Source organism: Duganella sp. GW821-FHT01E12, from assembly GCF_059422325.1.
Genome location: NZ_JBWKWR010000007.1, coordinates 212,819 through 233,381, shown reverse-complemented (window position 1 = coordinate 233,381; position 20,563 = coordinate 212,819). Strand labels below are relative to the sequence as shown.

At 62.6% G+C, this 20,563-nt stretch carries 22 protein-coding genes; 18 read left to right on the top strand and 4 right to left on the bottom strand.

Annotated elements, in window-relative coordinates; translation table 11 throughout:
- Nucleotides 1-546: 546 nt before the first annotated feature.
- Entirely contained in the window at nt 547-1,677 is a 1,131-nt protein-coding gene (locus AC07WS_RS20455) for an endo-1,4-beta-xylanase (RefSeq protein WP_494730855.1), read from the bottom strand.
- Between the two features lie 254 nt (nt 1,678-1,931).
- Between AC07WS_RS20455 and AC07WS_RS20450 the strand changes: the two genes are divergently transcribed.
- The 9 genes from AC07WS_RS20450 (at nt 1,932) to AC07WS_RS20410 (ending at nt 7,626) form a co-directional block, all read left to right on the top strand.
- A complete protein-coding gene (locus tag AC07WS_RS20450) occupies nt 1,932-2,024 on the top strand; it encodes a hypothetical protein (RefSeq protein WP_494730854.1) in 93 nt (30 codons plus the stop codon).
- A complete protein-coding gene (locus AC07WS_RS20445; protein WP_494730960.1) occupies nt 2,020-2,163 on the top strand; it encodes a helix-turn-helix domain-containing protein in 144 nt (47 codons plus the stop codon). The genes AC07WS_RS20450 and AC07WS_RS20445 overlap by 5 nt, the downstream gene beginning before the upstream one ends.
- A gap of 550 nt (nt 2,164-2,713) precedes the next feature.
- A complete protein-coding gene (locus AC07WS_RS20440) occupies nt 2,714-3,154 on the top strand; it encodes a DUF4149 domain-containing protein (protein WP_494692464.1) in 441 nt (146 codons plus the stop codon).
- 2 nt (nt 3,155-3,156) lie between these two features.
- Nucleotides 3,157-4,806, top strand: a complete 1,650-nt coding sequence (locus AC07WS_RS20435; protein ID WP_494730853.1) for a cbb3-type cytochrome c oxidase subunit I — start codon at nt 3,157-3,159, stop codon at nt 4,804-4,806.
- A 2-nt stretch (nt 4,807-4,808) separates the two neighbouring features.
- Nucleotides 4,809-5,405 (top strand): cbb3-type cytochrome c oxidase subunit II, encoded by a 597-nt coding sequence (locus AC07WS_RS20430; protein ID WP_494730852.1) that lies wholly within the window; start codon nt 4,809-4,811, stop codon nt 5,403-5,405.
- Nucleotides 5,406-5,417: 12 nt separating this feature from the next.
- Nucleotides 5,418-6,014, top strand: a complete 597-nt coding sequence (locus AC07WS_RS20425) for a c-type cytochrome (protein WP_494730851.1) — start codon at nt 5,418-5,420, stop codon at nt 6,012-6,014.
- Nucleotides 5,986-6,660: an SCO family protein gene (locus AC07WS_RS20420; RefSeq protein WP_494730850.1), complete on the top strand. Its 675-nt coding sequence runs from the start codon at nt 5,986-5,988 to the stop codon at nt 6,658-6,660. The genes AC07WS_RS20425 and AC07WS_RS20420 overlap by 29 nt, the downstream gene beginning before the upstream one ends.
- Nucleotides 6,660-7,307: a hypothetical protein gene (locus AC07WS_RS20415; RefSeq protein ID WP_494730849.1), complete on the top strand. Its 648-nt coding sequence runs from the start codon at nt 6,660-6,662 to the stop codon at nt 7,305-7,307. Before AC07WS_RS20420 ends, AC07WS_RS20415 begins: the two co-directional genes overlap by 1 nt.
- Nucleotides 7,249-7,626: a group III truncated hemoglobin gene (locus AC07WS_RS20410; protein ID WP_494730848.1), complete on the top strand. Its 378-nt coding sequence runs from the start codon at nt 7,249-7,251 to the stop codon at nt 7,624-7,626. Before AC07WS_RS20415 ends, AC07WS_RS20410 begins: the two co-directional genes overlap by 59 nt.
- A gap of 78 nt (nt 7,627-7,704) precedes the next feature.
- Here AC07WS_RS20410 and AC07WS_RS20405 read toward each other — a convergent pair whose 3' ends face one another.
- On the bottom strand, nt 7,705-7,962 hold the full coding sequence (locus AC07WS_RS20405; protein WP_494730847.1) for a hypothetical protein: 258 nt from the start codon (nt 7,960-7,962) through the stop codon (nt 7,705-7,707).
- Nucleotides 7,963-7,989: 27 nt separating this feature from the next.
- Complete coding sequence (locus AC07WS_RS20400) at nt 7,990-8,607, bottom strand: EAL domain-containing protein (protein WP_494730846.1); 618 nt, start codon at nt 8,605-8,607, stop codon at nt 7,990-7,992.
- Between the two features lie 155 nt (nt 8,608-8,762).
- Between AC07WS_RS20400 and AC07WS_RS20395 the strand changes: the two genes are divergently transcribed.
- Nucleotides 8,763-9,068, top strand: a complete 306-nt coding sequence (locus AC07WS_RS20395) for a TehB family protein (protein ID WP_494730845.1) — start codon at nt 8,763-8,765, stop codon at nt 9,066-9,068.
- 1 nt (nt 9,069) lies between these two features.
- On the opposite strand, the gene AC07WS_RS20390 is transcribed toward AC07WS_RS20395, so the two are convergent.
- A complete protein-coding gene (locus AC07WS_RS20390) occupies nt 9,070-9,534 on the bottom strand; it encodes an RrF2 family transcriptional regulator (protein ID WP_494730844.1) in 465 nt (154 codons plus the stop codon).
- 281 nt (nt 9,535-9,815) lie between these two features.
- Here AC07WS_RS20390 and AC07WS_RS20385 point away from each other — a divergent pair, with 281 nt between their 5' ends.
- The 8 genes from AC07WS_RS20385 (at nt 9,816) to ccsB (ending at nt 20,555) form a co-directional block, all read left to right on the top strand.
- Entirely contained in the window at nt 9,816-10,865 is a 1,050-nt protein-coding gene (locus AC07WS_RS20385; protein WP_494692475.1) for a multicopper oxidase domain-containing protein, read from the top strand.
- Between the two features lie 15 nt (nt 10,866-10,880).
- Nucleotides 10,881-11,573: a c-type cytochrome gene (locus tag AC07WS_RS20380; RefSeq protein ID WP_494730843.1), complete on the top strand. Its 693-nt coding sequence runs from the start codon at nt 10,881-10,883 to the stop codon at nt 11,571-11,573.
- Nucleotides 11,573-11,950 (top strand): c-type cytochrome, encoded by a 378-nt coding sequence (locus AC07WS_RS20375; protein ID WP_494692477.1) that lies wholly within the window; start codon nt 11,573-11,575, stop codon nt 11,948-11,950. Before AC07WS_RS20380 ends, AC07WS_RS20375 begins: the two co-directional genes overlap by 1 nt.
- Nucleotides 11,951-12,034: 84 nt before the next feature.
- On the top strand, nt 12,035-12,958 hold the full coding sequence (locus tag AC07WS_RS20370; protein WP_494730842.1) for a multicopper oxidase domain-containing protein: 924 nt from the start codon (nt 12,035-12,037) through the stop codon (nt 12,956-12,958).
- A gap of 61 nt (nt 12,959-13,019) precedes the next feature.
- The gene (locus tag AC07WS_RS20365; RefSeq protein ID WP_494730841.1) at nt 13,020-14,369 is read left to right on the top strand and encodes an efflux RND transporter periplasmic adaptor subunit; all 1,350 of its coding nucleotides are present in this window, start codon (nt 13,020-13,022) and stop codon (nt 14,367-14,369) included.
- Complete coding sequence (locus tag AC07WS_RS20360; RefSeq protein WP_494730840.1) at nt 14,366-17,476, top strand: efflux RND transporter permease subunit; 3,111 nt, start codon at nt 14,366-14,368, stop codon at nt 17,474-17,476. The genes AC07WS_RS20365 and AC07WS_RS20360 overlap by 4 nt, the downstream gene beginning before the upstream one ends.
- Nucleotides 17,473-19,401, top strand: a complete 1,929-nt coding sequence (locus AC07WS_RS20355) for a cytochrome c biogenesis protein ResB (RefSeq protein ID WP_494730839.1) — start codon at nt 17,473-17,475, stop codon at nt 19,399-19,401. The genes AC07WS_RS20360 and AC07WS_RS20355 overlap by 4 nt, the downstream gene beginning before the upstream one ends.
- A gap of 5 nt (nt 19,402-19,406) precedes the next feature.
- The gene (gene ccsB / locus AC07WS_RS20350) at nt 19,407-20,555 is read left to right on the top strand and encodes a c-type cytochrome biogenesis protein CcsB (RefSeq protein WP_494730838.1); all 1,149 of its coding nucleotides are present in this window, start codon (nt 19,407-19,409) and stop codon (nt 20,553-20,555) included.
- Nucleotides 20,556-20,563 lie beyond the last annotated feature (8 nt).

Below are 20,563 nucleotides of genomic sequence, written 5' to 3'. Positions count from 1 at the left end.
GACAACGTTTTCACGTTGACGCGAACCAAGGGCGCCTGGTGCATATACGCTGCAGGGCAGGACAAGTCGGGCCACGGCCATGGCGATGGCGGTTTGCTGTTGTGCTCTCAAGTGTGTCTCCGTCGTTTTTTTATGTGCCCGAAACCATGAAACGGGTATCGGATGTCAAGCGCTAACATCAATTCATTCGTCGAACGGTATGACAACGTTTTCACATTGGCGCGAACCAAGGGCGCGTGGTGCATATGCGCTGCAGGCCAGGACAAGTCGGGCCACGGCCATGGCGATGGCGGTTTGCTGTTGTTCTCTCAATTGTGTCTCCGTCGGTTTTTTATGTACCCGCAACCATGAAACTGGTATCAGATGTCAAACGCTAACATTATTTCATTCGTCGAACAAATAAATGTTGTATTAGTATCTGTTTACACGAATTCGCTAAACAAGCAGAAACAAAACAAACACTCGGCGGACAGGCCGATTGGCAATATTTTAATCGGCGCGGTTCGAGGAGCATGAGCCAATGTGGATGGTGTTGGCCTGGCTGTTTCAGTCTGGCGCGCTGAACCTCGGCGGCATGGCCCTGATGGCGTCCGCGATGGCTCCGCGCAGCGGCTTGGCGTTCAGCTGACTGTCGAAAGGAGCTGGCCGCATCTGCAGGCCGTCGATCCGCGGCGCCTCCTTCCACCCTTGCAGCCAATTCATATGATCGGCCATGCCCCACATCACGAAATCGTGGCAGTTCGGGTAGCTGAAGGTCACATCCAGATAGTCCTTGGCCAGCGCCGCGACGCCCGCATCGCGCGCAGCGATGTCCGCCGGCAGCTTGCGGTCGTTGACGTCGAATTCGGTGATCAGCAAATCGAGTCCCATGCCGCTGACCTCATCGAGGAATTTGCGCCACTCCTGCAGATGCTTGCTGCCCGGCCCCATCTCATCCCATGAACCGATATGGCTCTGCAGCCCCAGCGCCTGCACCGGCGTGCCACGCGCCTTCAGCGCCTGCAGCAGTTTCAGCACGCCGGCGCGATGCCTGGCACTGCCATCGTCGGGCCGCATGTAGTCGTTATAGACCAGCCGCGCCTGCGGCGCATACTCACGCGCCAGCCGGAACGCCAGGTCGATCTCCTCGACGGCCCCCAGGCGCTCGGTCAGGACGTTCGGCCGCAGCCCGCCGTCGGCCGGATCGATGGCCTCGTTTACCACGTCCCAGCTATAGACCTGCGAACCGAAGTGCTTGCAGACGGTGCCGATGTGCTCGCGTATCAGCCGCTCTGCCCCCAGCGCGGGCCGCGCGCCGAAGTCATATTGATTGATCCAGGCGGGCTGCCACCTGGCCGCTTGCCAGAGCAGGTTATGGCCGCGTATCAGCATGCCCTGCTCCGTGGCCCAGGCGAACATCCGGTCAGCCGGTTTGTAGTTGGTGTGCCCCTGGCGCGGTTCCAGCGCCGGCCATTTGCATTCGTTCTCGGCGACGATGACATTGCATTCGCGCGCCATCAGCGCCCGGTAGGCGGGATCATCGAAGCCCGCTGCGCCGATCGCATTGCCGACATTGAGGCCTTTGCGCTTGCCGAGCGCCTTCAAGGTTTCCGGTTGATCGGCTCCAAACACGCTGGTCAGCGGCATCAGGCCTGCGCCGGCCAGCATGGCCAAAGTATTTCTACGAGAAATCGTCATCGACATGCTCCGTGGTGAAAATGTTTGCCGACACTCATGGCATGGTCAGAATGTTACGCCAAGATTGAGCCACCGGAGGCAGCGTTACCGGTATGCACCGGGCCGCGGACAAGGGCAAGGCCTGTGGCCTGTGATCCACTTGTGGTAAAGTCCGCAAGGCATGACAACCATGCAACACGAGGTTAGCAAAAGGCCGATGACAAACATCAAGGTGAAATCCCCCAGCGGGTTCACGGTCGGGGGCGCCGACGACCGTGTCGCGCGTGATGAACGGCGACACCCGTGTCTGCGAAGTCACCCGCAAGCGCGTTGGCGCGGCAGTGGCGGCGCTGAAAGCAGGCTATTGATCGCGGGCACCCGGCTGCCGATGTCGCTGAACGGCTTGGTGTCAGTATCCACAGCATCTATGCATGGACAAAGCGGTATGGAGTGCCCGAAGTCGAACGCAAAGCGAGACGATCAGTCAATCCGACGCGTAGGCGCTGACGACAGTCGCCTGGGAATACGCCCGAACAATCTATTGGATACCACACACGTTGCCGAAGAATACAAACAGGAAAATTATCCGTACTATCCATGCCAGCAAGAAAAAAGGCCCGCGTCGGATTGACGCAGGCCTTTAATTTTCTAGATAAATTCTGGTGGGAAGTGCAAGTTTCGAACTTGCGACCCCTGCAGTGTGAATGCTCAAATACGAGGCTGCGGGAGCTTTCCGAGGACAGTCTTCATAGGTAGCGCCAGTGATTGATGGCTCCCATCAACTCCCTAAAAATCCCGCCGTACTCCGTACTGACTCCGTACTCAGTCACCAAATTCTCGTTGGCAATGCCTTGCGAGGCTGCATGGGTCAGGACGAATGTCCTGCGTCGGCTGCGCTAACCCATCTCGGGAAAATGATCTGACAACAAATACATGCATTCAATATGTTGCTTTAAGTCGCGCCTTAATGTAATATTTTACTTACATGTTTAAGCGCTTCGAGCGTTTTCCAAATCCACCAACAATTCCTGCCGTTCCGATAGCTGAAAGGAAATAGATGAATGTTCTTCTTACCACGAGCCTGCTGACCACCCTGTGGTCCGGTCTAGTCCTCGGCATCTCCTTCGTGGCCCAACCTGCCAAGTTCGCCACACCTCAACTACCACGGCCGATCGCGCTTGCCACCGGCCGACAAATGTTCCGCGCCATGCATCTTGCCGAAAGCGTGCTTGCCATCAGCGCGCTGCTGTTGAGCGTCGCCGGTGCCGCACCGCGCCTTTGGCCGGTGTTCGGCGCAGCACTGATGTTGCTGACCCAAATGATCGTCCTGATGCCCCCCTTGTCGGCCAGGGTCGACCTGCGTCTAGCCGGTAAGACGCCCCCCGCAAGCATCTGGCACGCCCTGTTTGGCGCCAGCGAGGTCGCCAAGCTGATTCTGCTGGCCATTGCTTCGCTTTGCCCACTGCTCCCAGTCATTCATCCACTTACCTACGGCTAATCATGGATACCGTCGCCATTCTTCTGTCTTCATTTATCCTGTCCATCACGGGCCTGCTTGTCTTCATCTGGTCGCTGCGCAAACGCATGTTCGACACCAACCCGGCCGCCGCCAACGTCATTTTCTCGGCAGGCGAAATCGGTTGCGGCGAAGACCCTTCCGCAACGGCGGCCCAGCGCGCAGTCCTGCAACGAGCCGCCGCCCCGCTCGACACAGTGCAACAGGAGCAATTACAAAACGAACTGGCGCAGCGGGTCGAAGCCGATCGCTCCACCGCCTTCGTCGCCTTCGTCTTCCTTTCCTGCGCCGTCGTGTGGCTGATCGTCGCCTCCTTGGCAGGCTTGACCAGCTCCATCAAACTGCATGAACCGGACTGGTTGGTGACTCAGGCCTGGCTCACGTTCGGCCGACTGCGTACCATCCACCTGAACGCGGTCGCCTACGGTTGGGCGCCGATGTCGGCATTTGGCATCGCCATCTGGATGTTGCCGCGCCTGCTCAAGACGCCGCTGATCGGCGGCCGCTACGCCATCCTGGGCGCCATGCTCTGGAACGCTGGTCTGATAGCCGGTCTCGGCGCCATCGGCGCCGGCATCAACGACGGCATGGAATGGCTGGAGATACCCTGGCAGATTGACATCCTGATCGTCGCCGGCGGTGCCTTGATCGGCCTGCCCCTGGTCTACACGCTGCAAGCGCGCAAAGTCAGCCACCTGTACGTGTCGGTCTGGTATATGGGCGCGGCACTATTCTGGTTCCCTATCCTATTCTTTATCGGTAACCTGCCCATGCTGCATTTCGGCGTCCAACAAGCGACGATGAATTGGTGGTTTGGCCACAATGTGCTGGGCCTGTTCTACACGCCCATGGCGCTGGCCTCCGTCTACTACTTTCTGCCGAAAATCATCGGCAGGCCGGTACAGTCATACAACCTTTCGTTGTTGGGATTCTGGACCCTGGCCTTCTTTTACGGCCAGGTCGGCGGCCACCACCTGATCGGCGGCCCGGTCCCTGGCTGGCTGATCACCCTGTCCATCGTCCAGAGCGTCATGATGATCGTGCCGGTAATTTCGTTCTCGATCAACCAGCACCTGACGATGCGCGGCTACTTTGCCAGACTGATCTACTCGCCGACGCTGCGCTTCATCGTGCTCGGCGGGATGATGTACACGCTGAGCTCGGTGCAAGGCTCACTCGAAGCCCTGCGCAGCATCAACACGGTGACCCACTTCACCCACTTCACTGTGGCACATGCCCACCTGGGCCTGTACGGCTTCTTCACCATGGTGATGTTCGGTTCGATCTACTTTGTAATGCCGCGCGTGATGTCCTGGGAGTGGCCATATCCGCGCCTGATCGCGGTCCATTTTTGGCTGGTCGTACTCGGCTTCTCGATCTACTTTATTGGCCTGTCCATCGGCGGCTGGCTGCAAGGCATGGCAATGCTTGATGCCGCCAAGCCCTTCATGGAGTCGGTGCGCGTCACCATCCCCTACCTGAAGAGTCGTTCAGTCGGCGGCGCCATCATGACGCTGGGCCATCTGGTCTTCGCCGTCCACTTCGCCGCCATCGCCCTGCGCCACGGGCCAGCCCGCACCGGCGCGGCCTTGCTGTACCGCCGCGCCGCCCCCAACACCCCGGCAGGAGCCTGACCATGCATGACGAATTGAAATTACTCAGCGGCGCAATGGTAACCCTGGCGCTGGCCACCTCCGCGCTGGTGGTGGTCCCCTTCATGCAACTGAGCACGGTGGAAGCGCCGGCCGCGCTCAAGCCCTACACGGCGGCGCAGCTGCGCGGCCGTGAGGTCTATATCAAAAATGGCTGCATCTACTGCCACTCGCAGCAACCGCGCGACAAGGCGCAGGCGCCCGACAACCTGCGCGGCTGGGGCCGCGCGCCAGTGGCTGCCGACTACTACTATGACAAGCCCCACCTGCTGGGCACGATGCGCACCGGGCCGGACTTGTTCAATATCGGCGCGCGCCAACCTAGCGCCGACTGGCACCTGGGCCACTTGTTCCAGCCGCGCGCTTACACGCCCGGCTCCATCATGCCGTCCTACCCCTTCCTGTTCAACGTTAAGGAAACGGCCGAACCCGGCGACCGCGTCGTGACGCTCCCGCCCGGTTACACGCCGCCAGGCAAGGTCGTCGTGGCCACCGAGGAGGTGCAGGACCTGGTGCGCTACCTGCAAGCCATGGACCACACCTACCCGGTGCTGGACCAGGCCGATCTGCCGAAGAAATAAGGGGAAATGACCATGATCGAACAACCGAAGCACGACGTGCGCGCACGCGAAAACCCGGACCCCCACGAACGTGGCCGCCCGGTGCCGCGCCTGGTTCTCGGCATCGTCGCATTGGGATTGCTGTGGGCGGTCGGCTACATCGTCACCAACCAGCGCAATGACGCGCCCGAGCTGGGCGACCAGCGCACGCTGTCCACCTTGGCCGGCAAACCCGCAGCTGCGGCCGGCGCAGCGGACGGCGCGCAAATTTATAGCGCCAATTGCGTGGCCTGCCACCAAGCCACCGGCGCGGGTTTGCCCAGCGTCTTCCCGCCGCTGGCCGGTTCGGAATGGGTGCTCGCTGCCGACAAGGTGCCGGTCAACATTCTGCTGCACGGGGTCACCGGCAAGCTGACCGTTAAGGGCAGCACCTTCAACGGCGCCATGCCTGCCTTCAAGGGCAAGTTGAATGACGCCGAGATCGCCGCAGTGTTGAGTTATGTGCGCAGCAGCTTCGGCAACGCCGCCGGAAAAATCGCCGGCGACAGCGTCAAGGTCGAGCGCGAAGCAGGCAAAGACCGTACCGATCCATGGAATGGCGATGAAGACCTCAACCAGCTTAAACAATAAGGCACCCTGGCCGACGCTGGCGGCGACATGTCTGGTCTGCATACTGGGCGCAGCCGCGCTGGGCCACGCGACCATGGGCTACCAGCTGATATCGACCGAAGACGGCCGGCGCCTGGACATTTTACGCACGCCACGCCGACTACCTTCGGCCGCCATCCATCATCCGTCTGCCACGACATTGGAGCACATGCTCGATAGCGACGGCAGGGTCGCCATCGTCACGTTTATGTACGCCAGTTGCAACGCGGTGTGCTCGGTGCTGGGAACGGAGTTTCAGCAAATGCAAGCACAGATCCTTGCGCGCGGAGTCGAGCGGCAGGTGCGCCTTGTCAGCATCAGCTTTGACCCGCGCGACGATGCAGCGACGCTCGCCGCCTATGGGCAACGCCTGCATGCCGATCCAAGCGTATGGCAATTCGCCAGCATCGACCGGACGAGCGAACGGACGGCGCTGCTGGACGCATTCGGCATCGTCGTGCTGCCGGCGCCGCTGGGCGAGTTCCAGCACAACGCCGCCTTCCACCTGATCGACCGCCATGGCAGACTTGCGCGGATCGACGATTACGATCATCCCGAACTGGCACTGGAACATGCGCTGCAAATGGCACGGCAGCCGGCGCCGGACCGACATCTGGCGAGCCGATAATGCCAAACCGCTTACATTGCCTGGGCTTGGGACTGCAACGCATCGTCGCAGGCATGGCGTGCCTGGCGCTGGCCGTCCTGCTGCGCCATTGGCTGGAGGCGCAGATGCTGCGCCACATGCTGCTGCAACTGCCGCTGATCACCGCCGCCGGCTACCTGCTGGCGGGACCTACGCCGTGGATGCGACACGCAGCAAAGTTCGACGAGCATGGCATCTGCGGACTGACCGCGCTGCTCTTCGTCAGCGCCTACTGGATGATACCGCGCGCACTGGAGTTGAGCCTCGGCGACGCATCGGTGCAGATGGCAAAATTCACATCGCTATTGCTCCTAGGCGCGCTGCTTCCCGGTTCGTTCCGGCGCGCCGGCATCATCGTCCAGCTTTTCTTCCTTGGGAATTTCTGCTGGATGATGGCCATCGTCGGCATCCAATATCAAAACCTGCCGCAGCGCCTGTGCAATGCCTATCTGCTGGACGATCAATCGATCACCGGCGCTGCGCTGGTCACCGCGGCCATCGCGATCGCCCTCGTTTGGTGCCTGCGCCAGGCGCCCACACTTTTTTCCACTTCACAGAAAACACATATCCATGTCCCACCTGGAACTGACTCCCGCCTCGATCTCGACCCTGGTTCACGCCTTCTATGACGACATTCGCTCCGATCCCGACCTTTCGCCTGTTTTTAATGCCGCCATCGGCGAACACTGGGCGCCCCATCTGGATCGCATGGTCGACTTCTGGTCGACCATCATGCTGGGCAGCCGCAGCTTTCAGGGTAACGTGTTTGGTAAGCATATGCTGTTGCAGGGAATAACCGTGGAGCACTTCCAGCGCTGGCTGGAACTGTTCGAGCGCAACGCCGTACGCCTGTTCGCCCCCGATGTCGCAGCCGAATTCCTGGTGGTGGCTCGGCGCATCGCCGGCAGCCTCCAATACGGCTTCTTCGGTAAAGTTCTGGTGCAGTAAAAACGATAAAGGCCGGCGAAAACAATCACCGGCCTCTTCTTTGATAGGCAGCCCGGGGGCTGGCGCCAACGTCGGCGCTTAGCCTCCGCAACTGCCGCAGCAAGACCTGGCTTGCGGCTGCATCATCACCAACCGGCTGGCATAGCCCGCCTTGGACAGCGCGGCAAGCAGCTGCGCTGTCGTCACGCCGTGTTCGTCATACACGACACTACAGGTATCGTTCACCTCGCCAATCAGCACATCGCTAACGCCCGGCATCGCGTTCAGGGCAGCTTCGGCATCGGCATCGTAACCAGCCTTGCTATGGTCTTCCAAATTAAAAGAGGCAAGTCGCATAAGGGTTCCTATGTAAGAGGGATGAAATTAAAGAAAACAGGGAAAAGGCAAAAACCTGGTGGCGTTGGCCGCCTGAAAATGCGCCCGCCAGACATGCAATGCCGACGGCAAGGCCGCTGCAGGCTGCGGTGCACAAACAAAATCGCCCTGCGCCAGCTCGGCGCCAGACTCCAGCAGGCGATACCAATCGAGCACGGTATCGACCCCGGTCCGCCATGTCCGGGGCGGCTCCCATTCCAGTACTTCGGCGAACTTGCCGTGCATCGCCTGCGTGCGCAACACGGCCCCCGACAGATGCAATGAAACACCTACGGACAGCCCGCTCACGCGCCAGCCAGCCGCGGCTTCCCATGCGGCAGCCATCCACTGCGCCACCAAGCTATCCAGCATTCCATATTGATCGGCTTCGCATAAGAAATCAGTGGGTGCGAGCAGGCCAAGTCGTGGATGGGCCCAGCGCACGGTGGTCTCCAAGCCATGCAACGCGCCTGTCTGCACCGTCACGACCGGTTGAAAAAATGGGATGAACTGGCGTCCGGCCAGCCCCGTCCGCAATTGAGCCGCCGAGACGGCAGTCGATCGGCACAACGTTCGCCGGTGGCGATCGTCCTCGGAGGGCAACAGCGTGGAAGAGTGGGTGCGCATCGTGTGTGGTACCGCACGTGTCTCGCGCGGCTTAAGATTCAAATTACATACATCTTAATTGAGGCATCGCGCAAAATCAAGTATTATGAATACAGCTTTAACGTAAACAAGCGCCGCCGGCGCTCCCGTCACCCCACTACCCGTTTGGAGATTCCATGAAAACCATCCCTGACAACGCCATCTGCTACAAGAGCACCGCGGTCTTCACACAAGACACCATTCCTGCCGCCCTGCTGCGCAGCCACACCACCGCCGAGCATGTATGGGGCCGCATCACCGTTCTGGAGGGGAGCTTGCTGTACCGGATCACCGATCCGGCGGTCGAGCCAGAAGAATGGCTGCTCGACGTTCATTGCCATGGCGTCGTTGAACCCAAGATCCAGCACGAAGTCGCGCTGCTGGGCCCCGTACGTTTTCAGGTCGATTTCCACCGCATACCGGCAGCGCCAACCGGAACGTAAGTTAAGAGCGCCGAACCGCAGCGCGCGTCCGGTGAAACTTAACCGGCGTCAGCGCGGGTTGCGGCGCAGGCGCCAGTAGCGATTCCAGCGTTTGTGCATCGAGCACCTTCAGATAGGCGAAGGTCGCCTCCGCCAGCGCATGCTGCAGCCGGCAATCGCCGCTCAGGGGGCAATGGTTGTTGACGCGGTCAAAGCATTCAGCCATATGGAAGTCGGTCTCCGAGGCGCGCACCACACTGCCCAGATTAATTTCGGACGGCGCCAGCTTCAGACGCAAGCCACCGTTCCTGCCGCGTACTGTTTCAACCATACCGCTCAGGCCAAGTTGATAGACCACCTTCATCAGGTGATTCTTGGATATCGCATGCGCGTCGGCGATGTCCTGGATCGTCACCAGCCGGTCACGGTGACTCCCCAGATAGAGCAGGGTGCGCAAGGTGTAGTCGGTAAAAGAAGTGAGTCGCATGGTGCTGTCCGTAGCCGCTGGGATTAAAGGTGTAGATTATATGGTGCTTATTTACTGAGCATACAGTAAATTTCAAACGGCAGCACCTTACCCTATCGGTACCGCCTTTTTTTCATCTCCCACCATTTCGGCCTTGCACAGTTTGCTAAACATGTATATGATCTACCTCATAAATTATCCAGAAATGGCAAACAGGCGTCGCGCCTTTTTTTACGCCATTAAAGATGTATTTAAAATCCCTGTTAAATGGGTTTCAGTGTCACCTCATCCAAGGAGCCTCCATGCAGCTACACCTTCCCACCCTGCGCAAGCTGGCCGCAATGGCCGGCCTGCTGGCCATTGCGGCCTTGCCGACCAGCGATGCGTTCGCCGCCTTGCGCAAGTACGACATGAACATCGAGGACACCCGCATCACGCTGGTGGAAAAACAGCAATATCACACCTTCGCATTCTCCGGTCAGGTCCCGGGCCCTTTGTTCTACGTCGACGAGGGCGACCAGATCGAGGTCAATGTCAATAACGTCACCGCCCTGCCCCACTCCATCCATTGGCACGGCATGCTGCAAAAGGGTACCTGGAAGATGGACGGTATCGCCGGCACCACCCAGGAGGCGATCAAACCGGGCGAAAGCTTCACCTACAAATTCACCGCCGAGCCATCCGGCACCATGTGGTACCACTGCCACGTCAACGTCAACGAGCACGTGGTCCTGCGCGGCATGTGGGGTCCCTTCATTGTGCGGCCCAAAAAGCCGACCGCGCTGGAGAAAACGGTGACCAAGGAATTCATCATGATGTTATCGGACTGGGATTCCAAGTGGGCCAACAAGCCTGGCTTCGGCGGCGTTCCAGGCGACACCTACGACTACTTCACCATCAACGGCAAATCATTCCCGGATAACCAACCATTGCGCGTCAACAAAGGCGATGTAGTGCGCATGCGCCTGATCGGCGCCGGCGATCTGGTGCACAGCATCCACTTGCACGGCCACGTCATGACGGTGGCCTTCAAGGATGGCTTCCCGCTGCCCGCGCCTTACAAGGCCGACACCTTGGCCGTCGCGCCGGGCGAACGCTACGACGTCATCTTCACCGCCGACAATCCCGGCCGCTGGATGCTGCACGACCACGTCGACTCCCACACCATGAACGGCGAACGGCCGATGGGCGGGATCATGAGCGTCCTCGAATACAACGAGATCAAGGGCGACGACTCCTTCTACGAATGGAAAAACAAAAAATTCGAACCCAATTTCTACTACGAGGAATCGCTCAAGAAGGGTCCCGGCATTTACACCAACGACGGCTTCAAAGGCCAGGCTGTCCAATAAACCAAGGAGCTGAAGATGCGACTCAATCTTTTAATCGGCGCGCTGGCCAGCCTGTCCACTCTCGGACTGGCGCCGGGCGGCGTCCACGCGGCCGATCTGCTCAGCCAGCAGTGCGTGGCCTGCCACGCCATTGCCAAGCCCGACCACGCCACGCTGGACCGCCTGTGGGAACGCAAGGCGCCCGACCTGTACTACGCCGGTTCAAAATTCAACCGTCCCTGGCTGGTCAACTGGCTGCAGAACCCGACCACGCTGCGCGCAGGCGGCGTGATGTACGCCAAGTCGGTCAAGGCGGCCGCTGACAAATCGGCCGATGTGATCGACCCGGCGCTGGTGCCGGCCCACCTCAAGCTGTCCGCCGCCGATGCGACCACCGCGGCCGACCTGCTGATGACGCTCAAAGGCGACGGGCTGGTCACGCCGGGTGCATACAAGAACGAAGCTGCCGGCTCGATGGCGGCGATGCTGTTCTCCAAGCTACGCGGCTGCACCTCCTGCCACACGGCCAAGCCGGGCGGCGCGCCGACCTCTGGACCGGAGCTGCACACGGCTGGCGAACGCCTGCAGCCGGACTTCGTGGTGGCCTACATCAACAACCCGCAGAAATTCGATGACCACACCTGGATGCCTAGCCTCAGCCTGACTGATGCCGACGTGCAGAAGCTGACCGGTTATATCAGCACCTTGAAATCAACGGAGAAAAAATAATGCGCCTGCTGACTAGAAACCGACTGTATGCGCTGGTGGCCGTCGGCATCGCCCTGTGCGCGTTCGACGCGGCGCGGGCCGACGAGGCGCCCCACGCGGTCAAGCTCTACAACACCTACTGCGTGCAGTGCCACGGCATCAACCGCGATGGCAATGGCATCAACAGCGCGGCGATGGCGGTCAAGCCGCGCGACCACACCGACACCAAGGCCATGGGCGACACCCCCGACGAAACCCTGTTCAAGGCGATCAAGGGGGGCGGCCTGGCCGTCAGCAAATCCGTACTAATGCCTAAATGGGAAGGAGTGTTAAACGACGATGACATCAAGGAACTGGTCACCTACCTTCGCGTCGTCAGCAAGACCAGCGCGAAATAGAGACTGGAACCGCAACAGCAAGCACCAAGCACCAAGCACCAAGCAGTCAATTCGACCAACGTTCAATCAACTAGAGAGTAAGCTATGAAACAACTGAGCATAAGCATCGCCGTGGCACTGGCGCTGATGAGCGGCGCGGCCGTGGAAGCCAAGACCGTCAAAATCAACATGACCGCCAAGGAAGTCGAAACCCCGATCGACAACAAGGGCACCATGTATCGTTCCTGGACCTATGAAGGCATGGTGCCGGGTCCGGTGGTGCACGTCGAGGAAGGCGACATCGTCGAGTTCACCCTCACCAACGACAAGTCCAGCAAAAATTCGCACTCGATGGACTTCCACGCCGCGCGCGTCGACGTCGTCAAGGACTTCGAACAGGTCAAACCGGGCGAAAAAGGCAGCTACACCTTCCGCGCCGACTACCCGGGCATCTTCTACTACCACTGCGGCGCCGACCCGATGATCCAGCATATCGCGCGCGGCATGTACGGCGCCATCATCGTCGATCCGAAGGATAAAACTGCGATGCCGAAGGCCGACCGGGAATATGTGCTGATCCAGTCGGAGCTGTACGCCAACCCGGACAACCAGGCCGACATGATGGCCAATAAATGGACCAACGTGATGTTCAACGGCGGCATCTTCAAGTACGACCCGGTCCACGATCCAGCGGCGACCCGCATGCTGCAAGCAAAACCTGGTGAGCGCGTGCGCATCTACTTCATCAACGCCGGCGTGAACGAATTCGCCTCCTTCCACGCCATCGCCGGCATCTGGGACCGCGTCTACCCGAGCGGCAATCCAAAGAACGCGCTGCACGGCCTGCAGAGCTATGTGGTCGGCCCTGGCGACGCTTCGTCGTTCGACATCATCTCGCCGGTGGAAGGCGCCAACGCGCTGGTCACCCACTCGATGCGCCAGGCATTGACGGGCGCGATCGCGATCCTGCAATACACCAACGACGCCGATCCTAAGATGGGCCGCGGCGACAACATCCTGGTGCGCTAAGCAGGCACCGATGGCGGGCTTCGGTCCGCCATCCCCCCACACATCAGAAAAAGAGAAATTCATGGGTACGCAAAGCAGACGATTCCTGGCCGGGCTGGGCCTGACCGTGGCAGCCGCCGCGCTGGCCGGCTACGCCGGCAGCCGCTACCTGGCCAGCCGCGGCGACCACGCCCGGTCCACCCCCGCAGCTCCTTCCGACACGACGCAAGCCCACTACACCTGCGCCATGCATCCGCAGATCCTGCTGGACCATCCGGGTAACTGCCCCATCTGCAATATGCGTCTGGAGCGCAGCGGCGGGGCCGACATGACCGGCCAGATGGACATGATCCAGGTCGACCAGGCCACGCAACAGAAAATGGGCCTGCAGCTGGCCACCGCCAGCGTGACCGATATGACGCACGCCATCCACGCCTTCGCCACCATCGCCGCCGACGACAGCACCACCGTCTCGGTCAACCCGAAAGTGGAAGGCTGGCTGCGCCGCCTGTACGTGCAGGGCGTGGGCCAGACCGTGCGGCGCGGCCAGCCGCTGTACGATATCTACTCCCCTGAACTGCAACAGCGCCAACGCGAGTACATCGACCTGCTCACCCGCAAGGATGGCCTGCTGGGCGATAGCATGGCGATCGTCAGCTCCAATGCGGCGATGATCGGCAGCCTGTCCAAGGAAAAATTCCGCGCGCGCGAACGCTTGATCGCCGCCGACATGGGCGCCGATCTGGTCGATCAGCTGGAACGCAGCCGCCGCGTGCAGGACGTGGTGCAGGTGCGCGCCGCCCATGACGGCGTGGTGACCACGCTCGCCATGCATGAAGGAAACTACGTCAATCCCATGCAGCAGATCCTGTCCTACGCCGACAACCGCAGCGTCTGGGCCGAGATCGCGCTGTTTCCAGACCAGCTGGAATGGATCCACAACGGCGACGCCATCGTGTTCCGCTCAGCATTGGACAAATCGGTCCAGCAGCGGGCCCGCGTCGACACCGCCACGCTGCAGATCGACCCGCAAACCCGGACCGCCAAACTACGCGTGGCGCTCACCAATCCGCAGGGCGCCTTCCGTCCCGGCGCCTTCGCCGACGTCGACATCGCGGCCGGAAGACAACCGCGCCTGAGCGTGCCGCGCGACGCCGTGATCCGCACCGGCCACGGAGATTTCGTCGTGCTGGCGGCCGAACACGCACACTTCCGCCGCGCCCGCGTCAGCACCGGCGTCGAGAATCAGGAGTTGGTGGCCATCTTGTCCGGCATCCAGGCCGGCGACCGGGTTGCGATCAATGGCCAGTTCCTGCTGGACGGCGCGGCGTCGATGCAGGCGATGCAAGCGCGGCTGGACAACATGGCGCCGTCCCCCATGGCCGCGGAGGCCCAGCATCAGCACCCACACGGCCGGGAGATGACGCCATGATCGCCCGCATCATCGCCTGGTCCATCCGTCACCGCCTGGCGGTGCTGGCGGCATGCATGCTGTTGCTGCTCGGCGGCGTTGAATCGCTTACGCGCTTGTCGCTCGACGCCCTGCCCGACCTGTCCGACGTCCAGGTGATCGTCAAGACCGACCTGCCAGGCCAGGCGCCGCAAGTGGTGGAGGACCAGCTGACCTATCCGCTGGCGGCCGCCCTGCTGGCGGTTCCCGGTACCAAGGCCGTGCGCGGCTTCTCCATGTTCGGCGAATCCTACGTCTATGTGATCTTCAAGGACGGCACGGATCTGTATTGGGCCCGTACACGCATCCTGGAAAGCCTGAGCCAGGCCAGCGGCCGCCTGCCGCCCGGCGCAGCGCCCACGCTCGGCCCGGATGCCTCCGGCGTCGGCTGGGTGTTCGAGTACGCGCTGGTCGACAAGAGCGGCAAGACCCCGCCCGATCGTTTGCGCGCGCTGCAAGACTTTTACCTCAAGCTGGAATTGCAAAGCGTGCCGGGCGTCGCCGAAGTGGCCACCCTGGGCGGCATGGCCCGCCAGTTCCAGGTCGAAGCCGACCCGGCCCGCCTGGCCGCGCATGGCGTGGGCATGGAGCAGCTGGCGCAAGCCATCAAGGACGCCAACCAGTCCAGCGGCGGCGCGCCGATCGAAATGGCCCGCGCCGAGTACCTGCTGCGCTCGAATGGCTACCTGAAGCAGCCGTCCGACTTCGACGACATCCCCATCGCCAGCGAGGCCGGCGTGCTGCGTCTCAAGCAGCTGGCGCGCGTCGCTACCGGCCCGCAGCCGCGCCGCGGCCTGGCCGACCTGGATGGCAAGGGCGAAGTCACCGGCGGCATCGTCGTCATGCGCCACGGCGAAAACGCGATGGCCACCATTTCCGCCGTCAAGCAGCGCCTGGAACAACTGAAAAAAGGCCTGCCGCCCGGCGTCGACATCGTCACGACCTACGACCGCTCCGGCCTGATCGAGCGCGCCGTCCATACGCTGCGCGACAAGCTGCTGGAAGAGTCGATCGCCGTCGCCATCATCTGCGGCCTGTTCCTGTTCCGCCTGCGCTCGGCATTGGTGGCCATCGTCACCCTGCCGCTGGGCATACTGGCGGCGCTGTGGATCATGCGCCTGCAGGGCGTGTCGGCCAATATCATGTCGCTGGGGGGCATCGCCATCGCCGTCGGCGCGATGGTCGATGCCGCCATCGTCATGATCGAGAACATGCATCGCCATCTGGAGCAGCAGCCCGCGCGCCCGCGCGGCGCCGACATCTGGCCACTGGTGCAGAAGAGCGCCACCGAAGTTGGACCGGCGCTGTTCTTCTCGTTGCTGATCATCACCGTTTCCTTCCTGCCGGTGTTGACACTCAGCGGCCAGGAAGCGCGCCTGTTCGCGCCGCTGGCCTACACCAAGACCTACGCGATGGCCGCCGCCGCAATGCTGGCCATCACGCTCACGCCGGTGCTGATGGGGTACGCGATCAACGGCCGCCTGCCGCCCGAATCGGCCAACCCGCTTAACCGCGTGCTCAAGCGGCTGTACCGCCCTTTGCTGGAAGGCGCGCTGGCGCGGCCCAAAACCACGGTGCTGCTGGCGTTGGCGCTGCTGGCCAGCACCGCCATTCCGCTGCAGCGCATCGGCAGTGAATTCATGCCGCCGCTCGACGAGGGCGACCTGCTGTACATGCCGACCACCCTGCCCGCCATCTCGGTGGCCGAGGCGGCCGACCTGTTGCAGCGCACCGACCGCCTGATCGCGGCGATGCCGGAAGTGGCGCGGGTATTCGGTAAGGCCGGCCGGGCCGACAGCGCGACCGATCCGGCGCCCTTGTCCATGCTGGAGACCAGCATCATGCTCAAGCCACGCGCCGAATGGCCGGCGGGCGCCAGCCGCAACAACGCCGAACTGATACAGAAACTGGACCAGACCGTGCATCTGGCCGGCCTGACCAATTCCTGGGGATTTCCGATCAAGACCCGCATCGACATGCTGTCGACCGGCATACGCAGCGCGCTCGGCGTCAAGTTGAGCGGTCCCGACCTGGCCACGCTGGAACGCCAGGCCCGCCAGGTGGAAACCCTGCTGCGCCGGCTGCCAGGCACCCGTTCGGTGTTCGCCGAACGCAGCCAGTCCGGCCGCTACATCGATATCGATGTCCAGCGCGAGGCCGCCGCACGCTACGGCCTGTCGGTCGCCGACATCCAGCGCGCCGTGCAAAACGCCCTTGGCGGCGAAAGCATCGGCACGGTCATCGACGGCCGCGAGCGGTATCCGATCACGCTGCGCTATCCACGCGGCGAGCGCGAAGGCCTGGGCGGACTGGAAGAGATTCGCCTGAAGGGCAGCGGCGGCGCCATCGTGCCGCTGCGCGAAGTGGCTCACCTGAGCGTGGCCGACGGTCCGACCGAGATCAAGAGCGAAAACGCGCGCCCGGTGGCCTACGTCTATGTCGACCTGAAAGACGCCGATGCCGGCGGCTACCTCGAACAGGCCCAGCGGCTGCTGGACCGGGAGCTGGTGCTCGAACCGGGCTACACCCTGAGCTGGCAAGGCCAGTACATGAACTTCAAGGAAGGCAAGGCGCGCCTGTGGAGCGCCATCGGCATGACGCTGATGCTGGTGTCCGGTCTGCTATTCCTGCACTTCCGCAACCTCGCCAAGGTGGCGCTGGTGCTGGCCTGCCTGCCGTTCTCGCTGATCGGCGGCCTGTGGCTGACCTATCTGCTGGGTTACCAGATTTCGGTGGCGGTCGTCATCGGCTTGATCGCGCTGGCCGGCGTGGCGACCGAATTCGGCATCGTCATGCTGCTTTACCTCGACCAGGCGATGGAGGAACACCCCGACGCGCTGGGCGCCATCCTGGCCGGCGCCTTGCTGCGCCTGCGCCCCAAGGCGATGACGGTGGCCGTGATCCTTGGCGGCCTGCTGCCGGTGATGGTCTCCGACGATGCCGGCGCCGACGTCATGAAGCGCATCGCCGCGCCCCTGATCGGCGGCATGATCAGCGCGCCGATTTTTTCGCTGATCGTAATTCCCGCCGTCTACTGGCTGATGCGCCGCCCCAGCGTCGCCGCACCGGACGCAAGGATGGCAGCATGAGCGCGCTGCTCAACCTACTGCGCTCCATGCGCTTCGCGATCGCCATCCTGACCGTGGTGGCGGTGGCTGCCACCACCGGCTCTGTGCTGGAACAAAACCAGCCGGCCGTCACCTACGTCAGTCGCTACGGCGAATTCTGGGCCGCCTTCTTCGACCGCTGTGGCCTGACCGATGTCTATCACGCGCCGTGGTTCTTCCTGATGCTCGCCTTCATGGCCTGCTCAACCACACTTTGCCTATGGCAGAACACCCCCGCGATGCTGCGCGACCTGCGCAGCTTCCGCGAGCAAAAGAGCCTGGCCAGCCTGCGCCAGCTCCCGCACAGCGTGGAGCTGGACTTGCCGGCGGGTGGCATGCCGGCCGCGCCGCTGGCCGCCTACCTGCGCGCGCAAGGCTTCCGTTTCAAGCAAGCGGCAAGCACCAACGGCTACCTGCTGGCTTCCCGCAGCGGCGGCGCACGCCGGCTCGGCTACCTGCTGGTGCACGGCGCGATGGTACTCATTTGCGCCGGGGGCCTGGTGGACGGCAACGTCGGCCTGCGCCTGCGCTTGTGGAGCGGCGCGCTGCGACTGGAAACCCGCGACCTGGAACCGGCTCAGGTGCCGGCTGCCAGCCGCCTGCCGGCGGACGCCGGCTCCTTCCGCGCCAGCATGAACGTCACCGAGGGCGACAGTTCCAATACTGCCTTGCTGCAACTGGGCGACGGCTATTTGCAGCAGCAACTGCCATTCGCGGTCCACCTGAAGCGCTTCCGCATCGAGCACTATGCCAACGGCCAGCCCAAGGACTTCGCCAGCGACATCGACATCGTCGACGGCGCCCGCCGCCTACCGGTGACCTTGCAAGTGAATCATCCCTACACCTATCGCGGCGTCACGCTGTTCCAGTCGGGATTTGCCGACGGCGGCAGCAAGGTCCGGCTCAACATGCTGCCGCTCGACGGCGCCGCCGGACAGCCCGTGAGCGGCACCGTGGGCCGCGGCAGCCCCCTGCTGCTCAATGGCGAGCCGTACACGCTCGAATTCAGCGAGCTGCGCGCCATCAACGTCTTTTGCAACGACCGTGCACCTGAGCGCCGTTGGAGCTCGCAAGGTTTGCCGGGTGAACGCGTGCATGACGTCGGCCCGTCGCTGTCGTTCCGCCTGCGCGACAAGCTGGGCCAATCCGACGAGTGGCATGTCTACCAGCGTCCCGCAATGATCGACGGCGCCAGCTACTTCCTGCTCGGTCATCGTGGCCAGCAAGACGCCGCGCTGCGCTACCTCCGCTTGCCGGCCGACGCCAACGCCAGCCTGGGCAGCTATCGCCAACTGCTGCAGGCCATGGGCGATCCGGCCCGCCGCGCCAGCGCCGCCAAGGCGGTGGCAGCCGGCGTGCAGGATCGGCATCTGGCCGCGGCACTGGAAACGGCCGCCCAGCGCTTGTTGCAAGGCTTCTCCGTCCAGGGCTATCGCGCGCTGGCCGGACTGGTCCCCGCTGACGGCGACCAGAACCAGCAGATGCGCGTCGGCCGCCTGTACCTCGAACTGTTGGAGCGCGCCGCGCAACAGTTGATACGCCCCGCCGATCCGCGCCTGGTGCATGACATCCTGCAGGCCCACAATGAGGCACTGGAGCTGCAGCTGCCCGCGCTGTTCCAGTTCGAGCGCTACGAACAGGTCAATGCCAGCGGCTTGCAAGTCACCCACGCCCCCGGCGCCATGATGGTCTATCTGGGTTCAGCCCTGTTGGCGCTGGGCGTGATGGCCATGTACTTCGTGCAGGAGCGTCGGCTCTGGCTGCACGCCGATCCACACCAGCTGCTGCTGGCGTTCAGCGCGAACCGCCACAGTCCGGCCCTCCAGAATGAATTTGAACGTCACCGCGACGCCATCGGCCGCCTGATCCTGGCCGCCGCCGCCCCATCCACCGCAACCGCAAAGTGAGTCCCATGTCCACCTACCCACACTGCCCACCAACGCTGCCGCCGTCGCCAACCCGCAGCACCGGCCTGATCCGCGACTGCCTGTACCTGTCGCTACTGGCCGGCGCCTGCTGCTACGTCTTGCTGCGGCACGCCGCATCGCTCGACAGCTTCGACATCGGCATCCTGCTCTTCAGCGCCGCCGGCCTGGCCGGCATGGCCCTGCTCTGGCGCGCACTGCAAGCGCTTACGCTCGCCAGCGCGGCACTGACCCTGGTCGCGTTGGCGCTCTACAGCCACCAATTGAGCAATGCCGACCGCAGTTTCGCGCTCAAGTACTTCCTGTCCAGCCAATGCGCAATCATGTGGATGGGATTGGGCTTCTGGAGCGCGACCGTCATGTACGGGATGGGCTGGTGGCGGCGTTCCGCCTACTGGCTGAACCAGGGTGCGCGCACCGCATGGCTGGGCTGCCTGTTCGGCCTGACCGGACTCCTGGTGCGCTGGTACGAATCCTATTTGCTGGGCAGCGACATCGGCCACATCCCCGTCTCCAATCTCTACGAGGTGTTTGTATTGTTCAGCCTGATGACGACCCTGCTCTACCTGCATCTTGAGCGCCAGTTCGGCAGCCGCCAACTGGGCGTATTCGCCATGTTGCCAGTCGCCGCCGCCGTGCTGTTCATGTTCAGATACGGCATGGGCGCACATGAAATCCAGCCGCTGATACCGGCGCTGCGGTCCTACTGGATGAAACTTCACGTCCCGGCCAACTTCATCGGCTACGGTGCCTTTTCCATCGCGGCGGTGTTTGGCGCGGCCTGGCTGTTGGCCGGCCATCCCACCTTCGCCAGCCGCCTGCCCTCGCGCGCCTGGCTCGACGAATTGTCGTACAAGGCCATCGCGCTGGGCTTCGTGTTCTTCACCATCGCCACCATCCTCGGCGCGCTGTGGGCCGCCGAGGCATGGGGCGGCTACTGGTCCTGGGACCCCAAGGAAACCTGGGCGCTGATCGTCTGGCTCAATTATGCGGCGTGGCTGCATACCCGCCTGGTCAAGAACGTCCGTGGCACGCTGCTGGCCTGGTGGTCACTAGTCGGCTTCGGCGTGACGCTGTTCGCCTTCCTGGGCGTGAACATGTTCTTGTCCGGCCTGCACTCCTACGGCAGCCTGTGAGGAGCCCA